Origin of the sequence: Streptomyces sp. RFCAC02 (genome assembly GCF_004193175.1) — a bacterium.
Classification (GTDB): domain Bacteria; phylum Actinomycetota; class Actinomycetes; order Streptomycetales; family Streptomycetaceae; genus Streptomyces.
The window spans coordinates 3,411,192-3,435,339 of the sequence record NZ_SAUH01000001.1 but is presented as its reverse complement, the minus strand read 5'-3'; the positions used below and the strand labels follow the sequence as shown (position 1 = coordinate 3,435,339).

Sequence of the window (24,148 nt, the reverse complement as noted above, 5' to 3'; positions counted from 1 at the left end):
CAGCGGCCCGGATCAGCGGGCGAGGATGAGGCTCATGGCCTCCGCCCGCGTCGCCGGGTCGCGAAGCTGCCCCCGCACGGCGGACGTGGTCGTCTTCGCGCCGGGCTTGCGCACCCCGCGCATCGTCATGCACATGTGCTCGCACTCGACCACGACGATCACGCCGCGCGGCTCCAGGATGCGCATCAGCGAGTCGGCGATCTGCGTCGTAAGCCGCTCCTGCACCTGCGGGCGGCGCGCGAAGACGTCCACCAGGCGGGCCAGCTTCGAAAGACCCGTGATCTTGCCGTTGGTGGACGGGATGTACCCGATGTGCGCCTGACCGACGAACGGCACCAGGTGGTGCTCGCACGACGACATCACCTCGATGTCCTTGACCAGCACCATCTCGTCGTGGCCCAGGTCGAACGTCGTCGTCAGCACGTCCTCGGGGCGCTGCCACAGACCGGCGAATATCTCCCGGTACGCGCGCGCCACCCGCGCCGGGGTGTCGCGCAGCCCCTCGCGGTCGGGGTCCTCCCCGACCGCGATCAGCAGCTCGCGGACGGCGCTCTCGGCACGCTTCTCGTCGAACTCGCCGACGGCGCTGCCCAGGGACTCCCCCTCCGCGGCGGGCACCGGGCCGGTCACCTGGTCGGTCACCTGGTCGGTCATCGCGTTCCTCGCTCATTGTCGTGCGGCGTACGGGGGCGGTGACCCGCCGTACGCGGGTTGTGGACGGTCCGCACCGGAATACGGCCGCGCCCCCCACGGTAGAACGTGGGGGGCGCGGCAGGCATTCCGGACGGGTCAGTCCTCGGGACGGCGGTCCTCCACCGCCGGCGCCGGGGGCGTGCCCTTGTCGAGGCTGCCGTTGGCCAGGTTGATCTCCTTGGTGGGGAAGGTCACCGGCGGCCGGGTGGACGGCGTACGGCGGGCGGACCCCGTCCACGCCGGGCGCGGCGGGCGCCGGACGACCGGCGCGAAGATCTCCGCCAGCTCCTCCTTGTTCAGGGTCTCCTTCTCCAGGAGGGCGAGGACGAGGTTGTCCAGGACGTCGCGGTTCTCCACCAGGATCTCCCACGCCTCGTTGTGCGCGCCCTCGATGAGCTTCTTGACCTCCTCGTCCACCAGGCCGGCGACCTCCTCGGAGTAGTCGCGCTGGTGGGCCATCTCCTTGCCGAGGAACGGCTCGGAGTTGTCCTGGCCGAACTTGATCGCGCCGAGCCGCTCCGTCATGCCGTACTGGGTGACCATCGAGCGGGCCGTGGAGGTGGCCTTCTCGATGTCGTCGCCGGCACCCGTGGTCGGGTCGTGGAAGACCAGTTCCTCGGCGGCGCGGCCGCCCATCATGTACGCCAGGCGGTCGAGCATCTCGTTCCGCGTGGTGGAGTACTTGTCCTCCTCGGGCAGCACCATCGTGTAGCCGAGGGCGCGGCCGCGCGAGAGGATCGTCACCTTGTGGACCGGGTCGCTGTTCGGAGAGGCCGCCGCGACCAGGGCGTGTCCGCCCTCGTGGTACGCGGTGATCATCTTCTCCTTCTGGCTCATGATCCGGGTGCGCTTCTGCGGCCCCGCGACGACGCGGTCGATCGCCTCGTCGAGGAACTTGTTGTCGATGAGCTTGGCGTTGCCGCGGGCGGCGAGGAGGGCCGCCTCGTTCAGCACGTTGTTGAGGTCGGCGCCGGTGAAGCCCGGGGTACGGCGGGCGACGGCCGTCAGGTCCACGTCCGGCGCGACGGGCTTGCCGCGCTGGTGCACCTTGAGGATCTCCAGGCGGCCCTGCATGTCCGGACGGTCCACGGCGATCTGCCGGTCGAAGCGGCCGGGGCGCAGCAGCGCCGGGTCGAGGATGTCGGGCCGGTTCGTGGCGGCGATGAGGATGACGCCGCCCTTCACGTCGAAGCCGTCCATCTCGACGAGGAGCTGGTTCAGCGTCTGCTCGCGCTCGTCGTGGCCGCCGCCCATGCCGGCGCCGCGGTGCCGGCCCACGGCGTCGATCTCGTCCACGAAGACGATGGCCGGGGCATTCGCCTTGGCCTGCTCGAACAGGTCACGGACGCGGGAGGCGCCGACACCGACGAACATCTCGACGAAGTCGGAGCCGGAGATCGAGTAGAAGGGGACCCCGGCCTCGCCGGCGACCGCGCGGGCCAGCAGCGTCTTGCCGGTGCCGGGCGGGCCGTACAGCAGCACGCCCTTCGGGATCTTCGCGCCGACCGCCTGGAACTTCGCGGGCTCCTGCAGGAACTCCTTGATCTCCTGGAGCTCCTCCACCGCCTCGTCCGAGCCGGCGACGTCGGCGAACGTCGTCTTCGGGGTGTCCTTGGTGATCAGCTTGGCCTTGGACTTGCCGAAGTTCATCACACGGGAGCCGCCGCCCTGCATCTGGTTCATCAGGAACAGGAAGATGATGACGATGAGCAGGATCGGCAGGATCGACAGCAGCATGCCGACGAGCGGGTTCTGCGACTTCGGCGAGACGGTGTACCCGTCCTCGATCTGCCCGTCCTGGAACTTCGACTGCAGCGACTTGGCCAGCTCCTCGCCCTGGCCGTCGATGTAGTTGGCCTGGACCCTGCTGCTGCCCTCGATCTCCTGCCCGTCGGCGAGCTCGACCCGGATGGTCTGCTCGTCGCCCGTGGTCAGCTCGGCGGACCGCACGTGGTTCTGGCTGATCGCCGCGACCACCTTGGCGGTGTCCACCTTCTTGTAGCCCTCGGACGAGCTGAACACCTGCATCAGCAGAATCACGGCGAGGACGGCCAGCACGATCCACATCACTGGCCCGCGGAAATAGCGCTTCACGTCTATCCATACGGGGCTGCGAGGCCCCGTCCCTCCTGCCACATCTAGGCACAGCCCCCGGTCGGGATCTGCTGTGCGGGCGGTGTCCTTGTCATCTCCAACGGTAGGGGATGGGTCCCGGTTCCCGGCTATCCGCTGTAGACGTGCTGCGCGAGCGTACCGACAAAGGGCAGATTGCGGTACTTCTCCGCGTAGTCGAGACCGTAGCCGACGACGAACTCGTTCGGGATGTCGAAACCGACCCATTCCACGTCGAGGTCGACCTTCGCGGCGTCCGGCTTGCGCAGCAGGGTGCAGATCCGCAGCGACGCCGGCTCGCGGGAGCCCAGGTTCGACAGCAGCCAGGACAGCGTGAGCCCGGAGTCGATGATGTCCTCGACGATCAGGACATGCCGCCCCTTGATGTCGGTGTCGAGGTCCTTCAGGATGCGCACCACGCCGGAGGACTGGGTGCCGGCGCCGTACGACGACACCGCCATCCAGTCCATCGTGACCGGGGATGACAGGGCGCGTGCCAGGTCGGCCATGACCATGACCGCGCCCTTGAGTACCCCCACGAGGAGGAGGTCCTTGCCCGCGTACTCGGCGTCGATGGCACCGGCCAGCTCACGGAGCCTGGCATCGATCTCTTCCTTGGTGATGAGCACCGACTCCAGGTCGGCCCCCAGGTCCGTCTCGTGCACCCGTTCGACTGCTTCCTGCTGGCGTGGTGGCGGTCCGCCGCCCGGCCTCCTCGGCCGTGGCTCAGCGGTCGGCCTGTTGCAGCACCAGTCTGCCACCCTGCCTGCTGGCCTCGACGCGGCCGGGCAGGTTCAGCGGGCGCTGGCCGTGCCAGGCGGTGATCAGGCGGTCCGTCTCCTCGATGTGCCGGGCGAACAGCGACCCGGCCGGCGCGCCCGCGGCGATGGCGGCGCTGCGCAGCACACGGCGGCGGACGGCGGGGGGCAGGGCGTGGAGCGCGGCGACGTCCAGCGTGCCGTCGGGCCGGGTCACGGAACGCTCGGCCTCGCGCGCCCAGGTGTCGAGCGCGTCGGCGTCGTCGCGGGAGAGCTGGGCGGTGCGGGCGAGGGCCTCGACGACGCCCCGGCCGAGCGCCTTCTCCAGCACCGGGAGCGCCTCGTGGCGGACGCGGGAGCGGGTGAAGGAGGGATCGGAGTTGTGGGGGTCGTCCCAGACGGGGATGGCCTGGACGAGGCACGCCTTGCGGGTCGTCTGGCGGTCGATGGCGAGGAACGGCCTGCGGTAGCGGCCGATGGCGGACGCGGCGCCCGACAGGCCGCCGGAGACGGCCGCCATGCCGGCGAGCGAGCGGGTGCCGGAACCGCGGGCGAGGCCGAGGAGCACCGTCTCGGCCTGGTCGTCGCGGGTGTGGCCGAGGAGGACGGCGGCGGCGCCGTGGCGTTCAGCGGCGGCGTCGAGTGCGCCGTACCGGGCGGAGCGGGCCGCCGCCTCGGGGCCGCCGTCCCGGCCGACGGCGACGGCGGTGGTCTCGACCGGGGAGAGTCCGAGATCGGCCAGCCGCTCGGCGACCTCGCGTGCCCGCTCGGTCGAGCCGTCCTGCAGTCCGTGGTCGACGGTGACGGCGCCCGCGCGGACGCCGATGCGGGGGGCCTCGAAGGCGAGAGCGGAGGCGAGGGCCATGGAGTCGGCGCCGCCGGAGCAGGCGACGAGGACGAGGGGGGGCGGGGCGGCGGCCGGGGACCGGGGGACGCCGACTGCGGCGGGCGCACGGGGGATGTCGCCGTCGACGGCGGCGAGGACATCGTGCAGAACGCGGCGGACCGCCAGGCGTATTGCGGCGACCGCGGGGTGGGGACCCATATCCGAATCACTTCTTTCTGCAGGAAGCGCTGTCACGCAGGGTGCGTAAATGGTGACAGAGAAGGTCTGTTACCCGAGCATCGCACGCCAAGCATGCGGTGAAGGTCCCTCGTACGAGTGATTTTGGGGGCGTTTCGCCCCCCGCGCCGCCCGGTCGGGGTCACCCCGCGGTGGGGTGCACCCGGGCCACCCAGCGCTCCGGGCGGGAGATCTCCTCGGCGGTCGGCAGGGTGTTCGGCGAGGTCCAGACGCGGTTGAAGCCGTCCATCCCGACCCGCTCGACGGCGGTGCGGACGAAACGTTCGCCGTCCCGGTACTGACGCAGCTTGGCGTCCATGCCGAGGAGCCGGCGCAGCACCCGGTCGGCGCGGCCCGCGCCGGTCTGCCGGCGGCGGGTGAACTTCTCCCTGATCTCCGCGACCGACGGCACGACCGCGGGGCCGACACCGTCCATCACGTAGTCCGCGTGGCCCTCGAGCAGCGACATGACGGCGGTGACACGGCTCAGGATCTCGCGCTGGCGCGGGCTCCCGACGAGGTCGACGACGCCGTTCCCCCGGCCGCCGTCCTCGTCGCCGTCGCCGCGCCCCGCCATCGCCTGCGCGGCCTGCCGCACCCGCTCCACGAGGGTCGCCGGATCGACGTCCGCCTCGGTGACGAAGGACTGGATCTCGCTCTCCAGGTGGTCGCGCAGCCACGGCACGGCCGTGAACTGGGTGCGGTGCGTCTCCTCGTGGAGGCAGACCCAGAGGCGGAAGTCGTGCGGGTGGACGTCGAGTTCGCGCTCGACGGAGACGATGTTCGGGGCGACCAGGAGGAGCCGTCCCGGCCGGCCCGCCGCGTCGCCGCCGGGGAGCCGGCCGTCCGGCGGGGCGAACGTCTCGTACTGCCCGAGCACACGGGAGGAGAGGAACGCGAGCAGCAGCCCCACCTCGACACCGGTCACCTTGCCGCCGACGGCCGCGAGGGCGGCCGCGCCGCCCGAGGCCGCGCGGCGCTCGCGCATCCGGGCCATCAGCGGGCGCAGGACCTCGCGGAAGCCGGCGACGTTGGCCCGGGCCCAGCCTGGCCGGTCCACGACCAGCACGGGCGTGTCGTCCGTGCCGGGGTCGAGGCGGGTGAAGCCCCGCACGTGCCCCTCGGCCGCGGTGGCGTGCCGCCGCAGCTCGGCGACCACGGCGCGGGCCTCCGCGCGGCTGACCTCGGGGCCCGGCCGGGCGACGCGGGTCGCCGTGGCGACCGCGAGGTTCCAGTCGACCAGGTCCGTCTCGCCGTGACTCGTCATGCCGTCCACCGTACGGCGCGGGAGCCGGAAGCGGATACCGGGCGGAGCGGCCCGGGTCAGCCGCAGCCGCAGCCGGCGAGCGCGCTCGCCGCCCGGTCGAGGGCGGCCTCGGCGGCGTCGGCGTCGGTCGTGCCCGAGGCGAGGAAGGCGAACGCGAGGACGTGCCCGTCCGGGGTGGCCGCGGTGCCGGCGAGGGTGTTGACGCCGGTGAGGGTGCCCGTCTTGGCGCGGACGACGCCGGCGCCCGCCGCGTCGCCCGGGTCCGCGTAGCGGTCGGTGAGGGTGCCGCTGAAGCCGGCGACGGGCAGGCCGGTGAGGGCACTGCGCAGTTCGGGGTGGTCCGGGTCCGCGGCGGCGACCAGCGTCCGGGTGAGGACGTCGGCGGTGAGCCGTCCGTCGCGGTCGAGGCCGCTCGCGTCGGCGAACCTGACGCCGTCGTGCGGGATGCCGAGGGCGTCGAGCCCGGCGGTCATGGCGCGGCCGAGGCCGGCGGCGTCGGCCGCCTCGCCGGCGGCCAGCGCCGTGTGGCGGGCCAGGGCCTCGGCGAGGTCGTTGTCGCTGTTGGTGAGCATGCGCTCGACCAGGGCCGACAGCGGCGCGGAGCGGGCGGCGGCGAGCTGCTCGGCGTCGTCGGGCGCGGTGTGTTCCCGCGGGTCGCCCGCCACGTCGGCACCGGCGTCCGCCAGGGCGTCGGCGAAGGCGCGGGCCGCATCGGCGGCGGGCTCGTCCGAGCGGGGGGTGGGGCCGTGCGTGCTGCCGTCGAGACGGCCCTCGTTGATCTGGAGCGGGGTGATGTACGCGATGTTGTCGTTGACGCCGATCGGGTGACGCTCCCCGCCGTTGCGGTAGAGCGACACGTCGTAGGCCACGCCGACGGTCCCCGCGTCCCGGTCGGCGAGCGCGCCGGCGGTGCGCTCGGCGAGGTCGCGGAGGGCGTCCTCGGTGAGGGTGGGGTCGCCGCCGCCGACGAGGACGACGCGCTCGTGCTCGGCGTCCCAGCGGACGGTGGTGGTGAGCCGGTGGTCGGGGCCGAGGGCGTCGAGCGCCGTGACGGCGGTGACGATCTTGACGGTGGACGCGGGCGCGCGGCCGGTGCCGGCGTGGTCGGTCCACAGCGCCTCGCCGGTCGCGAGGTCCACGACGGCGGCCGCCGCGCCCTCGCCGAGCGCTCCGTCCTCCAGCGCCGGGTCGAGGGCGCGGGCCAGGCCGTCGGCCGTGTACCGGGGACCCGTGCCGTCCACGGGATCGAGGACCGCGACGCCGCCCGTGCCGCCCGCGACGGCGGCGGAACGTTCCCGCTGGGCGTCCGCGGCGGCGGCCTGCTCGCGCTCCGCCGCGCGGCGGCCGGCGTCCCACGGGCCGGTGAGCGCGACCGCGACGGCGGCGGCCACGAGCCCCACGGCGGCCGCGCCGACGACGAGGCGCCAGGTGGAGCGGTGCCGGCGCAGGGCCTCCAGCACTTGCGCAGCTCTTCGCACGGTACGGACCAGCCCCTTTCGCGAGCGGACACCTGCGTGAGAGACACTTAACCACCACACGCGCGCATTGATCGGTTAAGGAGTGCCTCCGTGGAGTTCGACGTCACCATCGAGATCCCGAAGGGTTCGCGGAACAAGTACGAGGTGGACCACGCCACCGGACGCGTCCGGCTGGACCGGCACCTGTTCACCTCGATGGCCTACCCCGCGGACTACGGCTTCGTCGAAGGCACGCTGGGCGAGGACGGCGACCCGCTGGACGCGCTGGTGCTGCTGGACGCCCCCACGTTCCCCGGCTGCCTGATCGAGTGCCGCGCGGTCGGCATGTTCCGGATGACGGACGAGGCCGGCGGCGACGACAAGCTGCTGTGCGTGCCGGCCGGCGACCCGCGCTTCGACCACCTCCAGGACGTCGGCGACGTCAGCGAGTTCGTCCGCGGCGAGATCAAGCACTTCTTCGAGCGCTACAAGGACCTGGAGCCGAACAAGCACGTGCAGGGCGCCGACTGGGTCGGGCGTGCCGAGGCCGAGGCGGAGATCGAGAAGTCGATCAAGCGCGCCGCGGAGGCCGGCGAGGGCCACTGAGCCGTGCCGCGCCGGCTGTGAGACCCTGGCCGGCAGAGCCCCACCCGCTCCTGGACGAGGCGCGCCGTACCCAGTCATGACAAGACGGCGCGGAGGAGTGAGTCCGCGATGGCATGGATCGTTCTGGTGGTCTCCGGTGTGCTGGAGGCCGTGTGGGCGACGGCCCTCGGCAAGTCGGCCGGATTCAGCCGGCCCTGGCCGACCGTCGTCTTCGGGGCCGGTCTGCTGCTGAGCATGGCCGGCCTGGCGTACGCCCTGCGGAGTGTGCCCGTCGGCACCGGTTACGCCGTGTGGGTCGGCATCGGCGCGGTCGGCACGACGGCGTACGCGATGGCGTCCGGCGGGGAGCCGGTGAGCGGCCTCAAGATCGCGCTGCTGGCCGGCATCATCGGCTGCGTGGTCGGCCTGAAGCTGGCCCACTGAGGTCCGGCGGACGGTTCAGAAGCCCCTGGTGCGCTTGGCGCCGCGGCGGCCCCCCGTGGGCGCCGCGGCGCCCGGCGTCGGGATGAACAGGCGGGCCATCTCGCCGCCGAGGTTCACGCCGATCGCGATGGCGAGGGCGAGGGTCGCCGCGGTCAGGAGGTTCTGCCCGCCGGTGGCCACGTTCCCCTGGGCGAAGCCGAGCAGGCCGAGGTAGACGGCGCTGCCCGGCAGCAGCGGGCCGATCGCGGCCGTGACGTACGGCAGCGAGGACGTGTACCGGTAGCGGGACATGAGCTGCCCGAAGAGGCCGACCATGCCCGCCGCGACCGCCGTCGCCGCGAACGGGGACAGTGCCGCCACGTCGTGCATCGCCCCGTAGACCAGCCAGGCGACGCCGCCGTTGAGCGTGGCGGGGATGACGGTGCTCCTGGCCTGCTGCAGCAGCACGCAGAACGTGATCGACAGCAGCAGCGCCGCCGCGAGCTGGATGCCGGGGCGTGTGGCGCGGTCCAGCACGTCCGGGTCGAGGCTGACGCCGGACACCTCGCCGAAGTACAGCACCGCAAGCACCCCGCAGACGATGCCGACGCTGAGGTAGACGACCTCCAGCAGGCGCGCGGACGCCGTCAGGTAGTAGCCGGTGAGGCCGTCCTGCACGCCGGCGACGAGCGCGCGCCCCGGGATCAGGGCGAACAGACCGCCGGTGATCATCGCCGCGGCCTGCCGCTCGCCCACCCCGGACGCGTGGCTCGCCGACCAGGCGACGCCCACCAGCGCCGGCGCCATCGCCGCCGCCACGAACTGGTAGAACTCCGGCAGCCCGCGGCCCGCCGCCAGCCAGGCCAGCCGGTCGCCCAGCATCGCGCCGAGCGCCGCCAGCAGGAACACCTGCCAGCCGCCGCCCACGAGGGTGCTCGCCGCCGACGCCAGCAGGCCGCTGGCGACCGTGAGCTGCCACTTGCTGAACGGGTGCCGGTTGCGCCGGATGGTGGCCAGCCGGCCGTACGCCTCCTCCAGCGTGACCTCGCCCGCCGAGATGTCGTCCACGAGCTGGAAGACGGCGACGAGCCGCGTGTAGTCCGTGCCGCGCCGCCTGACCGTGCGGTCCAGGGAGACCGGCGCGTCCACCAGCGACGGCTGGTGCGAGACGGACAGCAGCGTGAACGTGACGGTGACCTCGCACCGGTCGAGCCCGTACGCATGGGTGACGCCGAACATCGCCGCCTCCACGTCCTCCGCGCCCTCGCCGCCCGCGAGCAGCAGCTCGCCGATGCGCAGCGTCAGGTCGAGGACGCGCGGGACCGGCGGCGGGGACTCGTCCTCGCCGCGCGGCACGTACTCGGGCGCGGGGCGTTCCGCCAGGGGGAGGCGGACCATGGAGCGCATGCGGTCCTGCCAGGGCGCGCCCCGGGTGAGCTGGAGGGCCGGTATCCCCTCGGCGGGCGTGAACTCGCTGTGCGGCAGCGGCCTGGCCGGCACCGACAGGCCCTCCGGCACGGAGAAGCCGGACGCGGTCTGCTCGCCCTCCGGCGCGGGCGGCGGTTCGAGCCCCTCGGGGACGGCGAAGCCGGAGGTGGTCTCCGGGTCCCACGGCTCCTCGCCGCCCGGCCGTCCGCTGTCCCCGGTCACGTCCTGATCCCGCTCCTTCGGCTCCGCGCGTCCCACCCGTGTACCCGGGCAGCATAGGGTCATTCGGGACGAGTCGGCCGGTCGGGGCACGGCCGTGGCGGGGTGGGAAACTGGGCGGCCCGAGATGAGGAAGAGGGGGACGGACGGTGTCGGTGATCCGGCTGCTGGTCCTGGGCGCGATCCGGCAGCACGGCCGGGCGCACGGCTACCAGGTGCGGGCCGACCTGGACTTCTGGGGAGCCCACGAGTGGTCGGGCACGAAGCCGGGGTCGATCTACCACGCGCTGCGGCAGATGACGAAGGAGGGGCTCCTGCTCGCGCACGGGGTGGAGCCGAGCACCGCGGGCGGCCCGCCGCGGAGTGTGTACGAGCTGACGGCGGCCGGCGAGGCGGCGTACCTGGCGCTGCTGCGGGCGTCGCTGCGCGCCCACGACCAGCGGATCGAGGTGCTGACGGCGGCGGTCGGCTTCCTGGTGGACCTGCCGCGGGGGGAGGCCGTCGCGCTGCTGCGGGAGCGTGTCGCGGCGCTGGAGGCGTGGCGGGACGAGGTCGTCCGGCAGTGGACGCCGGACGGCGGGACCCACATCACCGAGATCATGCGCCTGTGGGTGCACCGCGCCGAGAGCGACGCCGCGTGGACCCGTGACCTGATCGGGCGGCTGGAGGGCGGTGCCCACGTGATGGCCGGGGAGGGCCCCCGGACGTCCGAGGTGCTGCCCGCCGAAGCGTGCGACGACGGCCGGCGCTGATCGCACGGGGCGATCGGCGCCGGTCGGCGTACCCGGGCCGCGCGTGTCAGTGGCATATGCCACGGCCGCGTGAACGGCCCGTGCGTCACAGCCGGTCGCGCAGCCACATGAGGTGGTCGCGGGTGGCCTTCTCGCTCATCGCGGAGCGGCTCAGCCTGCCGAGGACGCCCTGGTACGCGGCGACGTCCTCCTGCTTGTCGAGGTACAGGGCGCCGGTGAGCTGCTCCAGGTAGACCAGGTCGGACAGCTCCTCCTCCGCGAACCGCAGCAGCGTGAACGCGCCGGACTCCGCCACGTGCCCGCCCTGCGCGAACGCCACGACCTGGAGGGTGACGTTCGGGTACTCGGAGAACTCCAGGAGCGTCCGAAGCTGCTCGTCCATGACGTCGAGCCCGCCGTAGGGCCGGCGCAGGGCCGCCTCGTCGAGGATGCAGTGGAGATGCGGAGCGCTCTCCGAGACGAGGAGCTTCTGGCGGGCGAGCCGCAGCGCGATGCGCCGGTCGACCTCGCCGGCCGGGAGTCTGCCCTTGTGGCCGTTGAGCATGACGGCCTGGGCGTACGACTCGGTCTGGAGCAGTCCGTGGACGAACTGCAGCTCGTAGGTCGAGATCCGCTCGGCCGCCGCTTCGAGACCGATGTAGGTCTGGAACCAGCTCGGCAGCACGTCGTTGAAGCTGTGCCACCAGCCCGAGCGCCCCGAGGACCGGGCGAGGCTCATCAGCGGCTCCCGCTCGGTCGGGTCGGTGACGCCGTACAGCGTCAACAGGTCCGCCACGTCACGCTGCTTCACGCTGACGCGGCCCAACTCCATTCTGCTGATCTTGGATTCCGAGGCTCGGATCGAGTAGCCGGCCTCCTCGCGGGTCACCCCGCACGCCTCGCGCAGCCGCCTGAGCTGCGAGCCGAGCAGGATTCGGCGGACCATGGAACCGCCGGCCGCGTCCGGGGCCGTCCCGGGCACGCCCGTGACCCCGGTGATGTCGGTATCGGCCGCTATCCCCTGAGTACTCATGCGCGTCACTGCCCTCCACTTCGCACCGTGGGGAAGTCTGCCATCTCCGCGTGTCTTTGGGTGCCCGCATGATTACAGTGCTCGAAAAAATTTCGTGCACGTGCATCTGCCCTTGCATTTGCCGGGGTCGCCCGGAAGCATGGACGCGTGCGCCGTCACCGGTGCGCCAGCACGGTCCTGCCCGCGTGCGTCCGCGGGGCCGGGCACCCGGGGGACGGGGCCTCGCCGCCGTACGGATCCCCACGTCAGCAGTGCCGCAGCTACGCCAGGAGAACCGCGTCATGGGGAACGACGGTCCGCCCGCGTCCGACACGTTGCGGCGCGTGCCCGTCCCGCGTCACGCGCCCCCCGCGGACCTCGGCACACTGTCCGGCACCGCCTCCGTCACGCTGGCCGCACGCCCCGAGTCCGTGCGGCGCGCCCGTGACTTCACCCGGGACACGCTGAACGGCTGGCGCATGACCGACCGGTTCGACGCCGTCGCCCTCGTGGTCTCCGAACTCGTCACCAACGCCCTGCGGCACGGGCTCGGCGTGCTGCCGCCCGTCCCCGTGGCCGCCGCGCCCGGCACCGGCGGCGCGGCCGTCGAACTGGAGCTCATGCGGTGCGCGCGGCGGCTCGTGTGCGCCGTCCAGGACCCGGACGGCCGCCCGCCGCGCGTGGGCGAGCTCGACGGCGTCACCGAGTGCGGGCGGGGCCTGCACCTGGTGGACTGCTTCAGCGACGGGTGGGGCTGGCGCCCGCTGTCGGGGAGCCGCACCGGCAAGGTCGTGTGGGCGGTCTTCCGCACCGCCTGAACGGTGCCGCGGGCGCCGCGGCCGCTCAGCGCACGAGGTGGTCGAACTCGCCGTCCTTCACGCCCGCGAGCAGCGCGCGGATCTCGGCCGGGGTGTAGACGAGTGCGGGCCCGTCGGGGAAGCGGGAGTTGCGCAGGGCCACGTCGCCGCTGGGCAGGAGGGCGAACTCCGCACAGGTGCCCTGCGAGTTGCTGTGGCTGCTCTTGAGCCATTCCACGTTCCGGAGTTCGTGTGCGGCAATGCCGTTGTAAGCGTCGGCCACCGTTCTCTCCCGGGTCGTGCGATGTGGGGGCGATGCGTGGGCGCACGGCGGGATGCCGGGAACCCAACTGGCAGAGATCATAACGTCGTTCACGTGCATCTGCACGGGACTATGCACGTGCACGACACCGCGTCGCCCCCCTGTGTGCGGAACGTGACGACCGGCGGGAACGCCGCAGGCCCGGCGCGCGTCCCCGAGTGGGACGCGCGCCGGGCCTGATCGGTTCCCGTCCGGCGGGACGGTTCTCAGCGCGGGACGGGGTCGAGGAGGGCGTCGAAGGCCGAGGCGAGGCGCCGCCAGGCCGGGCGTCCCGCCGCGTACTCGGCGTCCGTGAGCAGACAGCCCGCGAGCCGGTCACGCAGGGCGACGACGTCGAGCCCGGGTCCGGTGAAGACCAGGTGCTGCGTACGGTCGCCCAGCGCGTCGTCCCAGTCGAGCGCCGCGGCGACGCGCCGCTCGGCCGGCACCAGGTCCCAGGCCGCCGCGGGGAGCGCGGCGAGCCAGGGACCCGCGTTGTCCACGGACAGGGCGCCTCCTGCCGCGTCCCACCCCAGCAGGGTGTCGGGGCGGTCGGCGAGCCAGAAGCGGCCCCTGCTGCGCGGCGCGGCGCAGGTGAGGTCCTCCAGGGCCGCGTACAGCCGCTCCGGGTGGAACGGCCGCCGGTGCCGCCAGACGGTCGTCGCCACGCCGTGGGCGGCGGCATCCTGGGGCAGCAGGGCCGTCGCCGGGTGCTGGCGGGCCGTCGCGGCCGCGGGGTCGAACGCGCCGCCCGTCACGGCCGCCGCGAAGCCGGGGTCGGTCACCCCGATCCGGCGGGCGGTCGGGTGGAGCTGGTCGAGCAGCTCGGCGTCGGCGGCGTCGGCCGGCTCGGGACCCGGCGCCAGCGCGAGCACCGGGGCGTACTCGATCTGGCGCGCCCAGGTGTCCGCGACCGTGCGCTGGTCGGACGCGGCGGCGGCGAGGCCCGCCTCTGCCAGGTCGTCGCCGCACGCCAGGTACCGCAGGGCCAGGGCCGGGTCGACCGCCGTGACGACCTGGGTGAGCCGCAGCCGGCCTGCGCCGTGGGCCGTCAGCACCTCGGCCATGGACCGGGGCTCGACGGAGTCCCACAGCTCGACGACGGCGAGCCGGCAGCGGGCGTCGTCGGCCAGCCGCAGCAGCTCGGGCACGAGGTCGGCGCGCAGGGCGCAGCAGGCGCAGTCGTTCACGAGGCCGGTCTCGCCGCCGCGCAGGACGCCGCCGGCGTGGCGGACCGTGCGGACGACGCGGCCGTGGGCGGCCGCGCCCGTCAGGTCGTGGTGCAGGGCGACGCTGCCCGGCACCCCGTGCAGCAGTCGTCGGACGGCGCTGCGGCGTGCGTCCGCGTGCAGCCCGCCGACGAGGGCGACGGGCAGCATCAGCGCTCCGCGCGCTTCCCGTAGCGGCGCTCGAAGCGCTCCACGCGGCCCGCCGTGTCGAGGACGCGGGCGGTGCCGGTGTAGAACGGGTGGCTGGCCGACGACGTCTCGACGTCGATGACCGGGTAGGTGTTGCCGTCCTCCCACTCGATGGTCCGGTCGCTGGTCGCGGTGGACCGTGTGAGGAAGGCGTAGCCGGCGGCGCGGTCGCGGAAGACGACGGGACGGTAGGCGGGGTGGATTCCGGACTTCATGGTGGTGCTCCTCGCTCCTTCCGCCGTGGGGCACGGCGCCAGGCGGTCGGGATCGTTCCTTCGGCCCCAGCGGGCCGGGGACGAGTACCCGGTCACGGGCGACTGTCCCAGCCGGGGCCGGACACGCCAGTCTACGGAATCGGTAATCATTTTCAAAAGACCGGCCGGAGCGACCACGGCCGGTCACGATCACGGGTCAAGGGTTCACGCTGCGCGGAGACCTGACGCCCCGTCTCCTCCGGTCGGCCCTCCCCGACGGGCGCTCCGACGCGCGCCTCCACAGCATGATCGTATGACCATCAGCCATGATCATCTGCGGCGCTGCTCGGTGGCCGCGGATCTCGGTGCCGCCCGTACCCGCATCTACCTGAAGAACTCCGGCCTGGTCGTCGACGAGCCCTCCGTCGCCGCCGTCAACATCAAGACCGGCGCCCTGATCGCCGTCGGCACCCCCGCCGAGCGGATGGCGGGCCGCACCCCCGACACGATCCGCGTGATCAAGCCGATCATCGGCGGCACCGTCGTGGACATCGACATGGCGCAGCGCATGCTGCGGGCCATGGTCGGCACCAGGCTCCGCCGCGCCTGGCGCCGCAACCCGCTGCTGCGCGCCGCCGTCTGCGTCCCCCACGACGCCGACCCGCTGGCCCGCCGCGCCGCCCTGGAGACGCTCGTCGGCGTCGGCGCGCGGCGCGTCGAACTGGTGGACAGCCTCGTCACCGCCGGGATCGGCTGCGGCCTGCCGGTGGAGGAGCCGGAAGCCACGATGATCGTGCAGGTCGGCGCCGCGACCACCGAGATCGCCGTCCTGTCCCTCGGCTCCGTCGTGGCCGCCGACAAGGTGCCCATGGGCGGCGAGACGATCGACCGCGCGCTGCTCCAGCACCTGCGCAACGAGCACGAGGTCATGCTGCCGTCCCTCGCCGTCCGCCCGCTGCACGACGCCCTGGCCGACCCGGGCCGCGGCCTCGCCGAGGTCGTCGGGCGGGACGTCGCCACCGGGCTCGCCCGGACCGTCTCCGTCGACCCGCGCAGCCTGCGCGCCGCCGTCATGCCGCCGCTGACGGCGCTGCTCGACACCATCCGCGCCGTCCTCCACCGCTGCCCGCCCGATCTCGTCGCCGACCTCGCCGACCGGGGCGTCATGCTCACCGGCGGCGCGGCCGGGCTGCCGGGCCTCGACGCGATCGTCCACGAGAGCACCGGCATGCCCGTGCGGGTCGCCGACGAGCCCGGGCTGTGCGCCGTCCAGGGCCTCGGCGCCCTGCTGGAGGGCCGGGCGCGCCCGCGGCGCATCGTGCACCCCGAGCCGTCGTCGCCGCGCCGCAGGGGCCGCAGGGGCGGCCGGGTGCCGGCGGCCGCGCGCCGCGGCCCGGTCGCCGTCGACCTCGACACGGACGGCGCCGTCGACGGGCAGGACGCGGACGGCGCGGCGGACACGGACGCGCGCTCGCAGGAACCGAAGGTCACCGCCTGAGCGCCCCTCCGACCAGCCCCGCCCGGCCACGCGGGCGGGGCACCCCATGACCTACGCTCCTGAACCATGAACGCCCCGTCCCAGTGGCCGGTGGTGGCCGCCGTCTCCGTCGGGGGCGCCATCGGTGCCTGCGGCCGCTACGGGGCCGGCCTCCTGTGGTCCACGCCCGCCCCCGGGTTCCCGTGGACCACCCTGCTGGTCAACATCACCGGCTGCGCGGCCATGGGCGTCCTCATGGTGCTGATCACGGACCTGCGGTCGCCGCACCGGCTGGTCCGGCCGTTCCTCGGCACGGGGATTCTCGGCGGCTGGACCACCTTCTCGACCTGGTCGCAGGACCTCGAACGGCAGCTCGACGACGGCCGGGCGGCCGCCGCCCTGGCGTACGCGGGCCTCACCCTCGCCGGCGCGCTGCTCGCCGTCACCCTCGCGGCGACGGGGACGCGCGCCCTGATCCGCCACCGGGAGACCCCGTGACGACACCGCCGCCGGCGGGCGCGGCCCTGCGCCTGACCGTCCTGCTCGGCCAGGACGACACCGCGCACCACCACCCGCTGCACACCGAGGTGGTGCGCCGGGCGCACGCCGCGGGACTCGCCGGGGCGAGCGTGTTCCAGGGCGTCGAGGGCTACGGCCGGACGTCCGTCGTGCACACGGCCAGGATGCTGTCGATGAGCGAGGCCCTGCCGGTCATGGTCGTGCTGGTCGACACGGCGGACCGGATCAGGGCGTTCATCCCGGACCTCACGGGGCTCCTCGACGGCCGGGGGCTCGCCACCGTCGAGCCCGTCGAGGTGGTCCGGTGAACTGGCTGCTCGTCGCCGTCGGCGGCATGGTCGGCGCGCCGCTGCGCTACCTGACCGACCGGGCCGTGCAGGCGCGGACCGGCGGCACGTTCCCCCTCGGCACCCTCACCGCCAACGTCGCGGGCTGCCTCGTGCTCGGCCTGCTGACCGGCGCGGCCGTCGGCGCCCGCACGCAACTCCTGCTGGGCACGGGGCTGTGCGGGGCGCTGACGACGTACTCGACCTTCTCCTACGAGACGCTGCGGCTCGCGGAGCAGGGATCGCGGCTGCTCGCGTCAGCGAACGTCGCCGCGAGCGTGCTGGCCGGCCTCGGCGCGACGTTCGCCGGTGTCGCGCTGGGCGGGGCGCCGGCCGGGTAGACCGGCGGGCGCCCCCGTCCCGCCCCCGCGCGGGAGACGGCGACGACCAGCACGGCCATGACCAGGGCGGCGATGCCCGCCACCAGATAGACGCGGCCGAGACCCGTCGCGAACGCCTCGCGCACCAGGGCCTCGTCCCGGATCGGCGCGCCGCCGCTGACGGCGCGGGCCGCCGCGTCCGTGAGCCCGGCGCCGGTCACCACGTCCCGGACGGCGCCGCTGAACAGCGTGCCGAGGACGGCCACCCCGAGGGCGAACCCGAGCTGCCGGAACGTGTTGACCGCCCCGCTCGCCATCCCGGCGCGCTGCGGCGGCGCGGCGGCCAGCGCCGCCGACACCAGCACCGGCAGCGCCGTGCCGACGCCCATGCCGCTGATGACGAGGCCCGGCTGCAGGACCGTCCACGACGACTCGGGGCCGATCGCCGTCTGCGTCAGGAGCCCGGCGCCGATCAGCGCGCAGCCCGCGCCCACCGCGATCCACGGCGGGAGCCGGTGCAGCAGCCGCCCGGCCGCCCCGGCCGTGACGAACGCGGCCGCCGCCATCGGCACCACGGCGAGCCCGGCCCGCACCGGGCTCAGGTCCAGCACGGACTGGAGCCACAGCATCGTGTACGTGTAGTGGGCGAACGCCGCCGCCGACAGGACGGCGGCCGCCCCCATCAGCGCCGCGAACGACGGCGTGCGCATCAGCCCCAGGTCGAGCAGCGGCGCCGCCGAACGGCGCTCCACCAGCAGGAACAGGACGAGCGCGACGGCCGCGGCGGCGAGCGAGACCAGCGTGAGGCCGTCGTCCCAGCTCTCCTCGCCGCCCCGGATCAGGCCGTAGGTGAGCGCCCCCGCGCAGGCGGTGAACGCGACCGTGCCCGGCCAGTCGATCCGCGCCGCCGTACCGCGCGACTCGGCGACCGTGCGCCAGGTGATGAGGACGGCGAGCGCGCACACCGGGAGGTTGACGAGGAAGATCCAGCGCCAGTCGAGCCAGTCGGTCAGGACACCGCCGAGCAGGATGCCGATCGCGCTCGCCGCGCCGCTGACCGCGCCCCAGACGCCGAAGGCGACGCCGCGGTCCCGGCCGGAGTAGGCGGCGGCGAGCAGCGGTGCGTTGGTGGCGAACATCGCGGCGGCCGCGACGCCCTGGACGCAGCGCGCGGCCACGAGGACACCGATCGTCGGCGCCAGACCGCTGACCAGGGACGCGGCGGCGAACCCGGCGAGACCGACGACGTACACGCGGCGGCGCCCCAGCAGGTCACCGGCCGCGCCGGCCGCCATCAGCAGCGCGGCGAGGGCGAGCGCGTAGATGTCCATGACCCACTGCAGGCCGGTGAACCCCGCGTCCAGGTCGCGGGCCATGGAGGGGAGCGCGGTGACGACGATGGTGACGTCGATGAGCAGCATGAGGTTGCCGAGGCAGACGGCGGCCAGCGGCCACCACTTCCCGCGGACGCGCGGGCCGGGTACGGAGTTGTCGTGTACGGACATGGGACAAGCCTCCGGGCCGCGGCACGGCACCTGCCAGCCAGGCACCCGTCCCCGGCGGGATCCGACGTGCCAGGCTGGTCATGTGGCGGAATTCGATGACATCGACCGGCAGCTCGTGCACGCCCTCCATGTCGACGGACGCGCGCCGTTCAGCCGTATCGCGTCGGTCCTCGGCGTCTCCGACCAGACGGTGGCGCGCCGGTACACCCGGCTGCGGACGGCGGGCCGGCTGCGCGTGGTGGGCCTGTGGCAGATCGGGGCGCGCGGGGACACCGGCTGGACGGTGCGCCTGCAGTGCGTGCCGGGCGCGGTGGACGACCTCGGGCGGGCGCTGGCCCGCCGGCCCGACACCATGTGGGTGCACGCCCTGTCGGGCGGCGCGGCGATGACGTTCGCCGCACGCATCCCGGAGGACCCGGACGGCACGGGCGAACCGTCGCTGCTGGAGCAGTTGCCGCGCACCCGCCAGGTGACCGGGGTGACCGTGCACAGCACCCTGCACATGTTCTTCGGCGGCTCGCAGAGCCCGGTCGGCAAGTCGGGGGCGCTGTCCGCCGAGCAGGTCGCGGCGCTGGGCGACACGCCGCGCGACGTGCGTCCCGTACCGCCGCCGCTCCGCAGGACCGAGGGCGACGAACGGCTCATGGCGTGCCTCGCGGAGGACGGGCGCGCGCCGGTCGCCGACCTCGCGGCGGCCACCGGCTGGTCGCAGACCACCGTCCGGCGGCGCCTCGCCGAACTGCTGGAGCACGGGGCGGTGTACTTCGACGTCGAGTGCGACCGCCGCGTCTTCGGGAAGCGGACGCGGGCGGTGCTGTGGCTCTCGGTGCGGCCCCGGCTGCTGGAGGAGGCCGGGCGGGCGCTGGCCCGGCACCCCGAGGTGGCGTTCGCGGCGGCGACCACCGGGCCGACGAACCTCTTCGCGTCCGTGCAGTGCGGGGACACGGCCGAGCTGTACCGCTATCTGACGACACGGGTCGCCGCCCTCGACGGTGTCGAACGGATCGACACCGAGCCCCTGACCCGGACGTTCAAGGGTGTCACCCCGCGCGGCGGCGGCCCCGCGGCACGCCCCTGACCGCCTGCGCGCACGGCCCGCGTGGTGTCATGGGGGTGGGCAGGAACCTACCGGGAACGGTGGCCGAGCCACGTCCACCCACGAGTGTGAAAGAAGGCGTGAGGGTTTCATGAGCACGCACTACGACGTCGTCGTCCTGGGCGCGGGCCCGGGCGGCTACACCGCGGCGGTCCGTGCCTCCCAGCTGGGGCTGCGGGCCGCGGTCGTCGAGGAGAAGTACTGGGGCGGTGTGTGCCTGAACGTCGGCTGCATCCCGTCCAAGGCGCTGCTGCGCAACGCCGAGCTGGCGCACGTCTTCCAGCACGAGGCGAAGACGTTCGGCATCCGGGTGGACGGCACCGTCAGCTTCGACTACGGCGAGGCGTTCAGCCGCAGCCGGAAGGTGGCCGAGGGCCGCGTCGCCGGTGTGCACTACCTGATGAAGAAGAACGGCATCACGGAGTACAACGGGCGCGGCACGTTCACCGACGCGCACACGCTCCAGGTCGCGCTGTCGGACGGCGGCAGCGAGACGGTGACGTTCGACCACTGCATCATCGCCGCGGGCGCCACGACCCGACTCCTGCCCGGGACGTCCCTGAGCGACCGCGTGGTGACCTACGAGGAGCAGATCCTCACCCAGGACCTGCCGGGCAGCATCATCATCGCGGGCGCGGGTGCGATCGGCGTCGAGTTCGCGTACGTGCTGCACAACTACGGCGTGAAGGTCACGATCGTCGAGTTCCTGGACCGGATGGTGCCGCTGGAGGACGCCGAGGTCTCCAAGGAGCTGGCCCGCCAGTACCGGAAGCTCGGCATCGAGGTCCTCACCTCGACCCGCGTGGACGGCATCGACGACTCCGACCCGAACCGGCCGGTCCGCGTCACCGTCACGACGGGCAAGGGCGAGCAGAAGGTGCTGGAGGCCGACAAGGTGCTCCAGGCGATCGGTTTCGTGCCCCGGGTGACCGGTTACGGCCTGGAGGCGACCGGTGTCGCCCTCACCGAGCGCGGCGCGATCGCGGTGGACGAGCGGATGCGCACCAGCGTCCCGCACATCTACGCGATCGGCGACGTGACGGCGAAGCTCATGCTGGCGCACGCGGCCGAGTCGATGGCCGTCGTCGCCGCCGAGACGATCGCGGGCGCCGAGACCATGGAGCTGAACTTCCCCATGATCCCGCGCGCCACCTACTGCCAGCCGCAGATCGCGAGCTTCGGTTTCACCGAGGAGCAGGCGCGGGAGCGCGGCTACGACGTGCAGGTGGTCAAGTTCCCGTTCACGGCGAACGGCAAGGCGCACGGCCTCGGGCAGCCGTCCGGCTTCGTGAAGATCATCAGCGACGGCCGCCACGGCGAACTGCTCGGCGCGCATCTCATCGGCCCCGAGGTGACGGAGCTGCTGCCGGAGCTGACGCTGGCGCAGCAGTGGGACCTCACCGTCCACGAGGTCGCGCGCAACGTCCACGCGCACCCGACGCTGGGCGAGGCCGTGAAGGAGGCCATCCACGGCCTGGCCGGCCACATGATCAACATGTAGCCCGGTCCCCCGGTTGCGTCTGTGCGGCCCGTCCCCGTGCGCGGGGGCGGGCCGCACAGGGTTGCGGTGCCCGATTCTGGATGTCTAGGCTCCCGGATATGCGGATGAGCGAGGGTGTCGAGTGGGCACTGCACAGCTGCCTGAACCTCACCTGGGTCGAGCCGGGCGAGGCGCGGACCGCGGCGCGGCTCGCCGCGTTCTACGACCTGCCCGCCGCGTACCTGAACAAGCAGCTCCAGGCGCTGGCGCGCGCGGGCATCGTCACCTCGACGCCCGGGCCGCGCGGCGGGTTCCGGCTCGCGCGGCCGCCGGAGCGGATCACCGTCCTCGACGTGGTGACGGCGATCGAGGGGCCGGGGGACGCGTTCCGCTGCTCCGGGCTGCTCCGCAACGGGCCCGAGGGTCGGGACGACGTGGACTACGCCCGGTCCTGCCACGTCTCGCAGACGATGCGGCGGGCCGAGCTTGCCTGGCGCAGGGAGCTGGCGGGGCAGACGCTCGCCGACCTCAGGGACGACGTGGAGCGGTCGCACCCGGGGACGCCGGCGCGGACGCGGGAGTGGTTCGCGCGGCAGCGGCCGTAGCGCCCGGGCCGCCGGATCAGGCCGCGGTGTCGGCCTCGATCTCGTCGTGCAGCCGGGCGCAGATGCGGGTGAGGAGCCGGGAGACGTGCATCTGCGAGATGCCGAGCCGGTCCGCTATCTCGCTCTGGGTCCGCTCCTCGAAGAACCGCAGGTAGAGGATCTGCTGGTCGCGTTCGGGCAGGTCGCTCAGCCGGGGGCGCACGACCTCGCGGTAGAGCACCTGCTCGAAGCCGGGGTCGGCGTCGCCGAGCGTGTCGCCGAGGGCGTAGCCCTGTCCCTCGCGGGTGATGTCGGCGTCGAGGGACAGCGGGCTGAAGCCGCCGAGGGCGGCGAGGCCGTCGCGCACCTCGTCCTGGGTGAGGCCGCAGTGTTCGGCCAGGGCGCGGACGGGCGGCGCGTGGTCGTCCACCCGGACGTCGAGCTCCTGGCGGGCGGCGCGGACCCGGTTGCGGATCTCCTGCGTGCGGCGGGGCACGTGCACGCCCCAGAGGTGGTCGCGGAAGTGACGTTTCACCTCGCCCACGATGGTCGGGACGGCGTAGCTCTCGAAGGCCTTGCCGCGCTCCGGGTCGTACCGGTCGACGGCCTTGACCAGGCCGAGGGCCGCGACCTGTTCCAGATCCTCCAGACTCTCGCCCCGGTCCCGGAACCGGCGTGCGAGCCGGTCCGCCATCGGCATCCAGGCGCACACCACCTCCTGCCGGAGGCGGCGGCGCTCGGCGCCGTCGGGGAGGGCGGCGATGCGGGCGAGGCTGTCCGATGTGTCCGGGGCGTCATCGTGCGGGTGACGTCGCGTCCGGGTCGGCGGGTGGGCCGTTGTTCCCATGACTGTGCTCCGCTGTGACTGGGCTGAATGGACTGTGCTGGTGACACTGCTCGGTGTACTGGTGACCTGGTGGTGACCTGTGTGGTGACTGGCGCGGTGACACTGCTGTGTGGCCCGCCCGAGTGAACAAATGGGACCGATTTGACCGGTCTCGTCCACCCTTGTCCTCCGCTTGCCCGTCCTGTGCATGCGTAAACACGTTCGACGGGGGGTCCGCCGCGGTTGCCCCGGTCCGGGCGGCGGAAGGAGACTCGGGGCACGGACCGGGCACGTCGTTCGGCTGGGTGCGCGGGTACCGATCACCTGAACGAGGGACATCGGTCCGGGAACGCGGCCGGCCGGGCCTCCCGTTCCACCGTCGGAAGGTTTGCGCAGAGCGCGGAGGAAGGGGGGTCGTATCGGTGAACGTGCTGGACGTCCTGCTGATCGCGGCGGCCGTGGCGGCCGGCGTCGCGGGCTACCGTCGGGGGCTGCTCGCCGGGGTGGTCTCGCTGGCCGGCTTCGTCGGCGGCGCGGTGCTCGGCGTATGGCTGCTGCCGTTCGCGATCGACCCGATGACGCCGGGCGCGGCGAGCACCACGACGGTCGCCCTCCTCGTCGTGCTGGTGCCCGCGGCCGTCGGGCAGGGGATCGCCTGGCCGCTGGCCCTGCGGCTGCGGAAGGCGGTGCGCTGGGCGCCGGCCCGCTGGCTGGACGGCGTCGGCGGCGCCGCGTTCAACGCCGTCGCGGCCCTGCTGGTGGCCTGGATCGCGGCGAGCGCCCTGCTGCCCACCCCCTCGGCCGGGCTCAACCGCGAGGTGCAGGGCTCGTGGGTGCTCGGATCCGTGCAGGAGCGGATGCCCGACCAGGCACCCACCTGGTTCAGCCGCGCCACGCACGCGCTGACGGACGCCGGCTTCCCGCAGGTCTTCGACCCCTTCGCGAACGCCCCGACCGCCGAGGTGCCCGAGCCGTCGGGGGACAACGTCACCGAGGCCGCCGTGGCCGCCGCAACCGGGTCCACCGTCAAGATCACCGCCACCTCGGGGCTCGGCTCGGGCCAGGAGGGCAGCGGGTTCGTCTTCGACGACGGGCTCGTCATGACCAACGCGCACGTCGTCGACGGCGCGTCCGCCGTGTCGGTGCAGGTCGGCGGCGTCGGGCCGAGCATGGACGCCACCGTCGTCCGGGCGGACGAGCAGGTCGATGTCGCGGTTCTCGAGGTGTCGGGTCTCGACGCGCCGGTGCTCACCGTCGCCGGGGACGCGGAGCGCGGTGATCCGGCCGTCGTCGCCGGCTACCCGGAGAACGGCGGGCTCGACCTGCGCGCCGCCACCGTCGCCGGCCGCACCGAGGCGCGCGGCCAGGACATCCACGGCGAGAGCATGGTCACCCGCGACATCTACACGATCCGCTCCCTGGTCCGGCCGGGGAACTCGGGCGGCCCCCTCCTCACCACCGACGGCGAGGTGTCGGGGATGGTCTTCGCCCGCTCGGTCACCGACGCGGAGACCGGCTACGTCCTCACGGCCGACCAGATACGCGGCTTCATGTGAC

General features: G+C 73.7%; 24 protein-coding genes, 1 pseudogene and 1 riboswitch. Of the genes and pseudogenes, 12 read left to right on the top strand and 13 right to left on the bottom strand.

The features are described 5' to 3' along the window. Positions 1–12: 12 nt before the first annotated feature. The 6 genes from folE to dacB form a co-directional block, all read right to left on the bottom strand. Entirely contained in the window at positions 13–654 is a 642-nt protein-coding gene (gene folE / locus EMA09_RS15800; protein WP_240796422.1) for a GTP cyclohydrolase I FolE, read from the bottom strand. A 135-nt stretch (positions 655–789) separates the two neighbouring features. Beyond that, positions 790–2,793: an ATP-dependent zinc metalloprotease FtsH gene (ftsH, locus tag EMA09_RS15795; protein WP_129844063.1), complete on the bottom strand. Its 2,004-nt coding sequence runs from the start codon at positions 2,791–2,793 to the stop codon at positions 790–792. A 122-nt stretch (positions 2,794–2,915) separates the two neighbouring features. Beyond that, positions 2,916–3,470, bottom strand: a complete 555-nt coding sequence (gene hpt, locus EMA09_RS15790; RefSeq protein WP_129841668.1) for a hypoxanthine phosphoribosyltransferase — start codon at positions 3,468–3,470, stop codon at positions 2,916–2,918. A gap of 61 nt (positions 3,471–3,531) precedes the next feature. After that, on the bottom strand, positions 3,532–4,608 hold the full coding sequence (gene tilS / locus EMA09_RS15785; protein ID WP_129841667.1) for a tRNA lysidine(34) synthetase TilS: 1,077 nt from the start codon (positions 4,606–4,608) through the stop codon (positions 3,532–3,534). A 160-nt stretch (positions 4,609–4,768) separates the two neighbouring features. After that, positions 4,769–5,893 (bottom strand): zinc-dependent metalloprotease, encoded by a 1,125-nt coding sequence (locus EMA09_RS15780; protein ID WP_129841666.1) that lies wholly within the window; start codon positions 5,891–5,893, stop codon positions 4,769–4,771. 56 nt (positions 5,894–5,949) lie between these two features. Beyond that, the gene (gene dacB / locus EMA09_RS15775) at positions 5,950–7,353 is read right to left on the bottom strand and encodes a D-alanyl-D-alanine carboxypeptidase/D-alanyl-D-alanine-endopeptidase (protein WP_129844062.1); all 1,404 of its coding nucleotides are present in this window, start codon (positions 7,351–7,353) and stop codon (positions 5,950–5,952) included. A 108-nt stretch (positions 7,354–7,461) separates the two neighbouring features. Here dacB and EMA09_RS15770 point away from each other — a divergent pair, with 108 nt between their 5' ends. Then, on the top strand, positions 7,462–7,956 hold the full coding sequence (locus EMA09_RS15770; RefSeq protein ID WP_129841665.1) for an inorganic diphosphatase: 495 nt from the start codon (positions 7,462–7,464) through the stop codon (positions 7,954–7,956). Positions 7,957–7,988: 32 nt separating this feature from the next. After that, a riboswitch (guanidine-III (ykkC-III) riboswitch) is annotated at positions 7,989–8,050 on the top strand. A gap of 14 nt (positions 8,051–8,064) precedes the next feature. Then, positions 8,065–8,379 carry a multidrug efflux SMR transporter gene (locus EMA09_RS15765; protein WP_129841664.1) on the top strand — a complete coding sequence of 105 codons (315 nt, stop codon included), beginning with the start codon at positions 8,065–8,067 and terminating at the stop codon, positions 8,377–8,379. A 15-nt stretch (positions 8,380–8,394) separates the two neighbouring features. Here the strand turns inward: EMA09_RS15765 and EMA09_RS15760 are convergent, their stop codons facing one another. Continuing rightward, positions 8,395–10,008 carry a threonine/serine exporter family protein gene (locus EMA09_RS15760; protein WP_240796421.1) on the bottom strand — a complete coding sequence of 538 codons (1,614 nt, stop codon included), beginning with the start codon at positions 10,006–10,008 and terminating at the stop codon, positions 8,395–8,397. Between the two features lie 146 nt (positions 10,009–10,154). Between EMA09_RS15760 and EMA09_RS15755 the strand changes: the two genes are divergently transcribed. Further along, positions 10,155–10,757, top strand: coding sequence for a PadR family transcriptional regulator (locus EMA09_RS15755; RefSeq protein WP_129841662.1), 603 nt, complete (start codon positions 10,155–10,157; stop codon positions 10,755–10,757). An 85-nt stretch (positions 10,758–10,842) separates the two neighbouring features. Here the strand turns inward: EMA09_RS15755 and EMA09_RS15750 are convergent, their stop codons facing one another. Next, positions 10,843–11,682, bottom strand: coding sequence for a helix-turn-helix transcriptional regulator (locus tag EMA09_RS15750; protein ID WP_129844061.1), 840 nt, complete (start codon positions 11,680–11,682; stop codon positions 10,843–10,845). Between the two features lie 368 nt (positions 11,683–12,050). On the opposite strand from EMA09_RS15750, the gene EMA09_RS15745 reads away from it, so the two are divergent. Further along, positions 12,051–12,566 carry an ATP-binding protein gene (locus tag EMA09_RS15745; RefSeq protein WP_129841661.1) on the top strand — a complete coding sequence of 172 codons (516 nt, stop codon included), beginning with the start codon at positions 12,051–12,053 and terminating at the stop codon, positions 12,564–12,566. 25 nt (positions 12,567–12,591) lie between these two features. Here EMA09_RS15745 and EMA09_RS15740 read toward each other — a convergent pair whose 3' ends face one another. The 3 genes from EMA09_RS15740 to EMA09_RS15730 form a co-directional block, all read right to left on the bottom strand. Then, positions 12,592–12,828: a DUF397 domain-containing protein gene (locus EMA09_RS15740; RefSeq protein ID WP_129841660.1), complete on the bottom strand. Its 237-nt coding sequence runs from the start codon at positions 12,826–12,828 to the stop codon at positions 12,592–12,594. A gap of 245 nt (positions 12,829–13,073) precedes the next feature. Next, positions 13,074–14,225, bottom strand: a complete 1,152-nt coding sequence (locus EMA09_RS15735; RefSeq protein WP_129841659.1) for a GTP-binding protein — start codon at positions 14,223–14,225, stop codon at positions 13,074–13,076. Continuing rightward, a complete protein-coding gene (locus tag EMA09_RS15730) occupies positions 14,225–14,479 on the bottom strand; it encodes a type B 50S ribosomal protein L31 (RefSeq protein WP_129841658.1) in 255 nt (84 codons plus the stop codon). Before EMA09_RS15730 ends, EMA09_RS15735 begins: the two co-directional genes overlap by 1 nt. Positions 14,480–14,771: 292 nt before the next feature. Between EMA09_RS15730 and EMA09_RS15725 the strand changes: the two genes are divergently transcribed. The 4 genes from EMA09_RS15725 (at position 14,772) to crcB (ending at position 17,121) form a co-directional block, all read left to right on the top strand. Then, positions 14,772–15,956, top strand: a complete 1,185-nt coding sequence (locus EMA09_RS15725; protein ID WP_129841657.1) for a rod shape-determining protein — start codon at positions 14,772–14,774, stop codon at positions 15,954–15,956. A 66-nt stretch (positions 15,957–16,022) separates the two neighbouring features. Beyond that, entirely contained in the window at positions 16,023–16,433 is a 411-nt protein-coding gene (locus EMA09_RS15720) for a CrcB family protein (RefSeq protein WP_129841656.1), read from the top strand. Next, positions 16,430–16,762, top strand: a complete 333-nt coding sequence (locus EMA09_RS15715; protein ID WP_240796420.1) for a DUF190 domain-containing protein — start codon at positions 16,430–16,432, stop codon at positions 16,760–16,762. The genes EMA09_RS15720 and EMA09_RS15715 overlap by 4 nt, the downstream gene beginning before the upstream one ends. Continuing rightward, a complete protein-coding gene (crcB, locus tag EMA09_RS15710) occupies positions 16,759–17,121 on the top strand; it encodes a fluoride efflux transporter CrcB (RefSeq protein WP_129841655.1) in 363 nt (120 codons plus the stop codon). The genes EMA09_RS15715 and crcB overlap by 4 nt, the downstream gene beginning before the upstream one ends. A 257-nt stretch (positions 17,122–17,378) precedes the next feature. Here the strand turns inward: crcB and EMA09_RS15705 are convergent. After that, positions 17,379–18,605: pseudogene (locus tag EMA09_RS15705) on the bottom strand (MFS transporter); the annotation flags it as partial. Between the two features lie 82 nt (positions 18,606–18,687). Between EMA09_RS15705 and EMA09_RS15700 the strand changes: the two are divergent. The 3 genes from EMA09_RS15700 to EMA09_RS15690 all read left to right on the top strand — a co-directional run bounded on the left by EMA09_RS15700 (position 18,688) and on the right by EMA09_RS15690 (position 21,786). After that, positions 18,688–19,683, top strand: coding sequence for an AsnC family transcriptional regulator (locus tag EMA09_RS15700; RefSeq protein ID WP_240796419.1), 996 nt, complete (start codon positions 18,688–18,690; stop codon positions 19,681–19,683). Positions 19,684–19,792: 109 nt separating this feature from the next. Then, entirely contained in the window at positions 19,793–21,202 is a 1,410-nt protein-coding gene (gene lpdA, locus EMA09_RS15695; RefSeq protein WP_129841653.1) for a dihydrolipoyl dehydrogenase, read from the top strand. A 98-nt stretch (positions 21,203–21,300) separates the two neighbouring features. Further along, a complete protein-coding gene (locus EMA09_RS15690) occupies positions 21,301–21,786 on the top strand; it encodes an Rrf2 family transcriptional regulator (protein ID WP_129841652.1) in 486 nt (161 codons plus the stop codon). A gap of 16 nt (positions 21,787–21,802) precedes the next feature. Here the strand turns inward: EMA09_RS15690 and EMA09_RS15685 are convergent, their stop codons facing one another. Then, positions 21,803–22,612 carry a SigB/SigF/SigG family RNA polymerase sigma factor gene (locus EMA09_RS15685; RefSeq protein WP_129841651.1) on the bottom strand — a complete coding sequence of 270 codons (810 nt, stop codon included), beginning with the start codon at positions 22,610–22,612 and terminating at the stop codon, positions 21,803–21,805. Positions 22,613–23,013: 401 nt separating this feature from the next. Between EMA09_RS15685 and EMA09_RS15680 the strand changes: the two genes are divergently transcribed. Further along, positions 23,014–24,147: a MarP family serine protease gene (locus tag EMA09_RS15680; protein WP_129841650.1), complete on the top strand. Its 1,134-nt coding sequence runs from the start codon at positions 23,014–23,016 to the stop codon at positions 24,145–24,147. The last annotated feature ends 1 nt before the right edge of the window (position 24,148 follow it).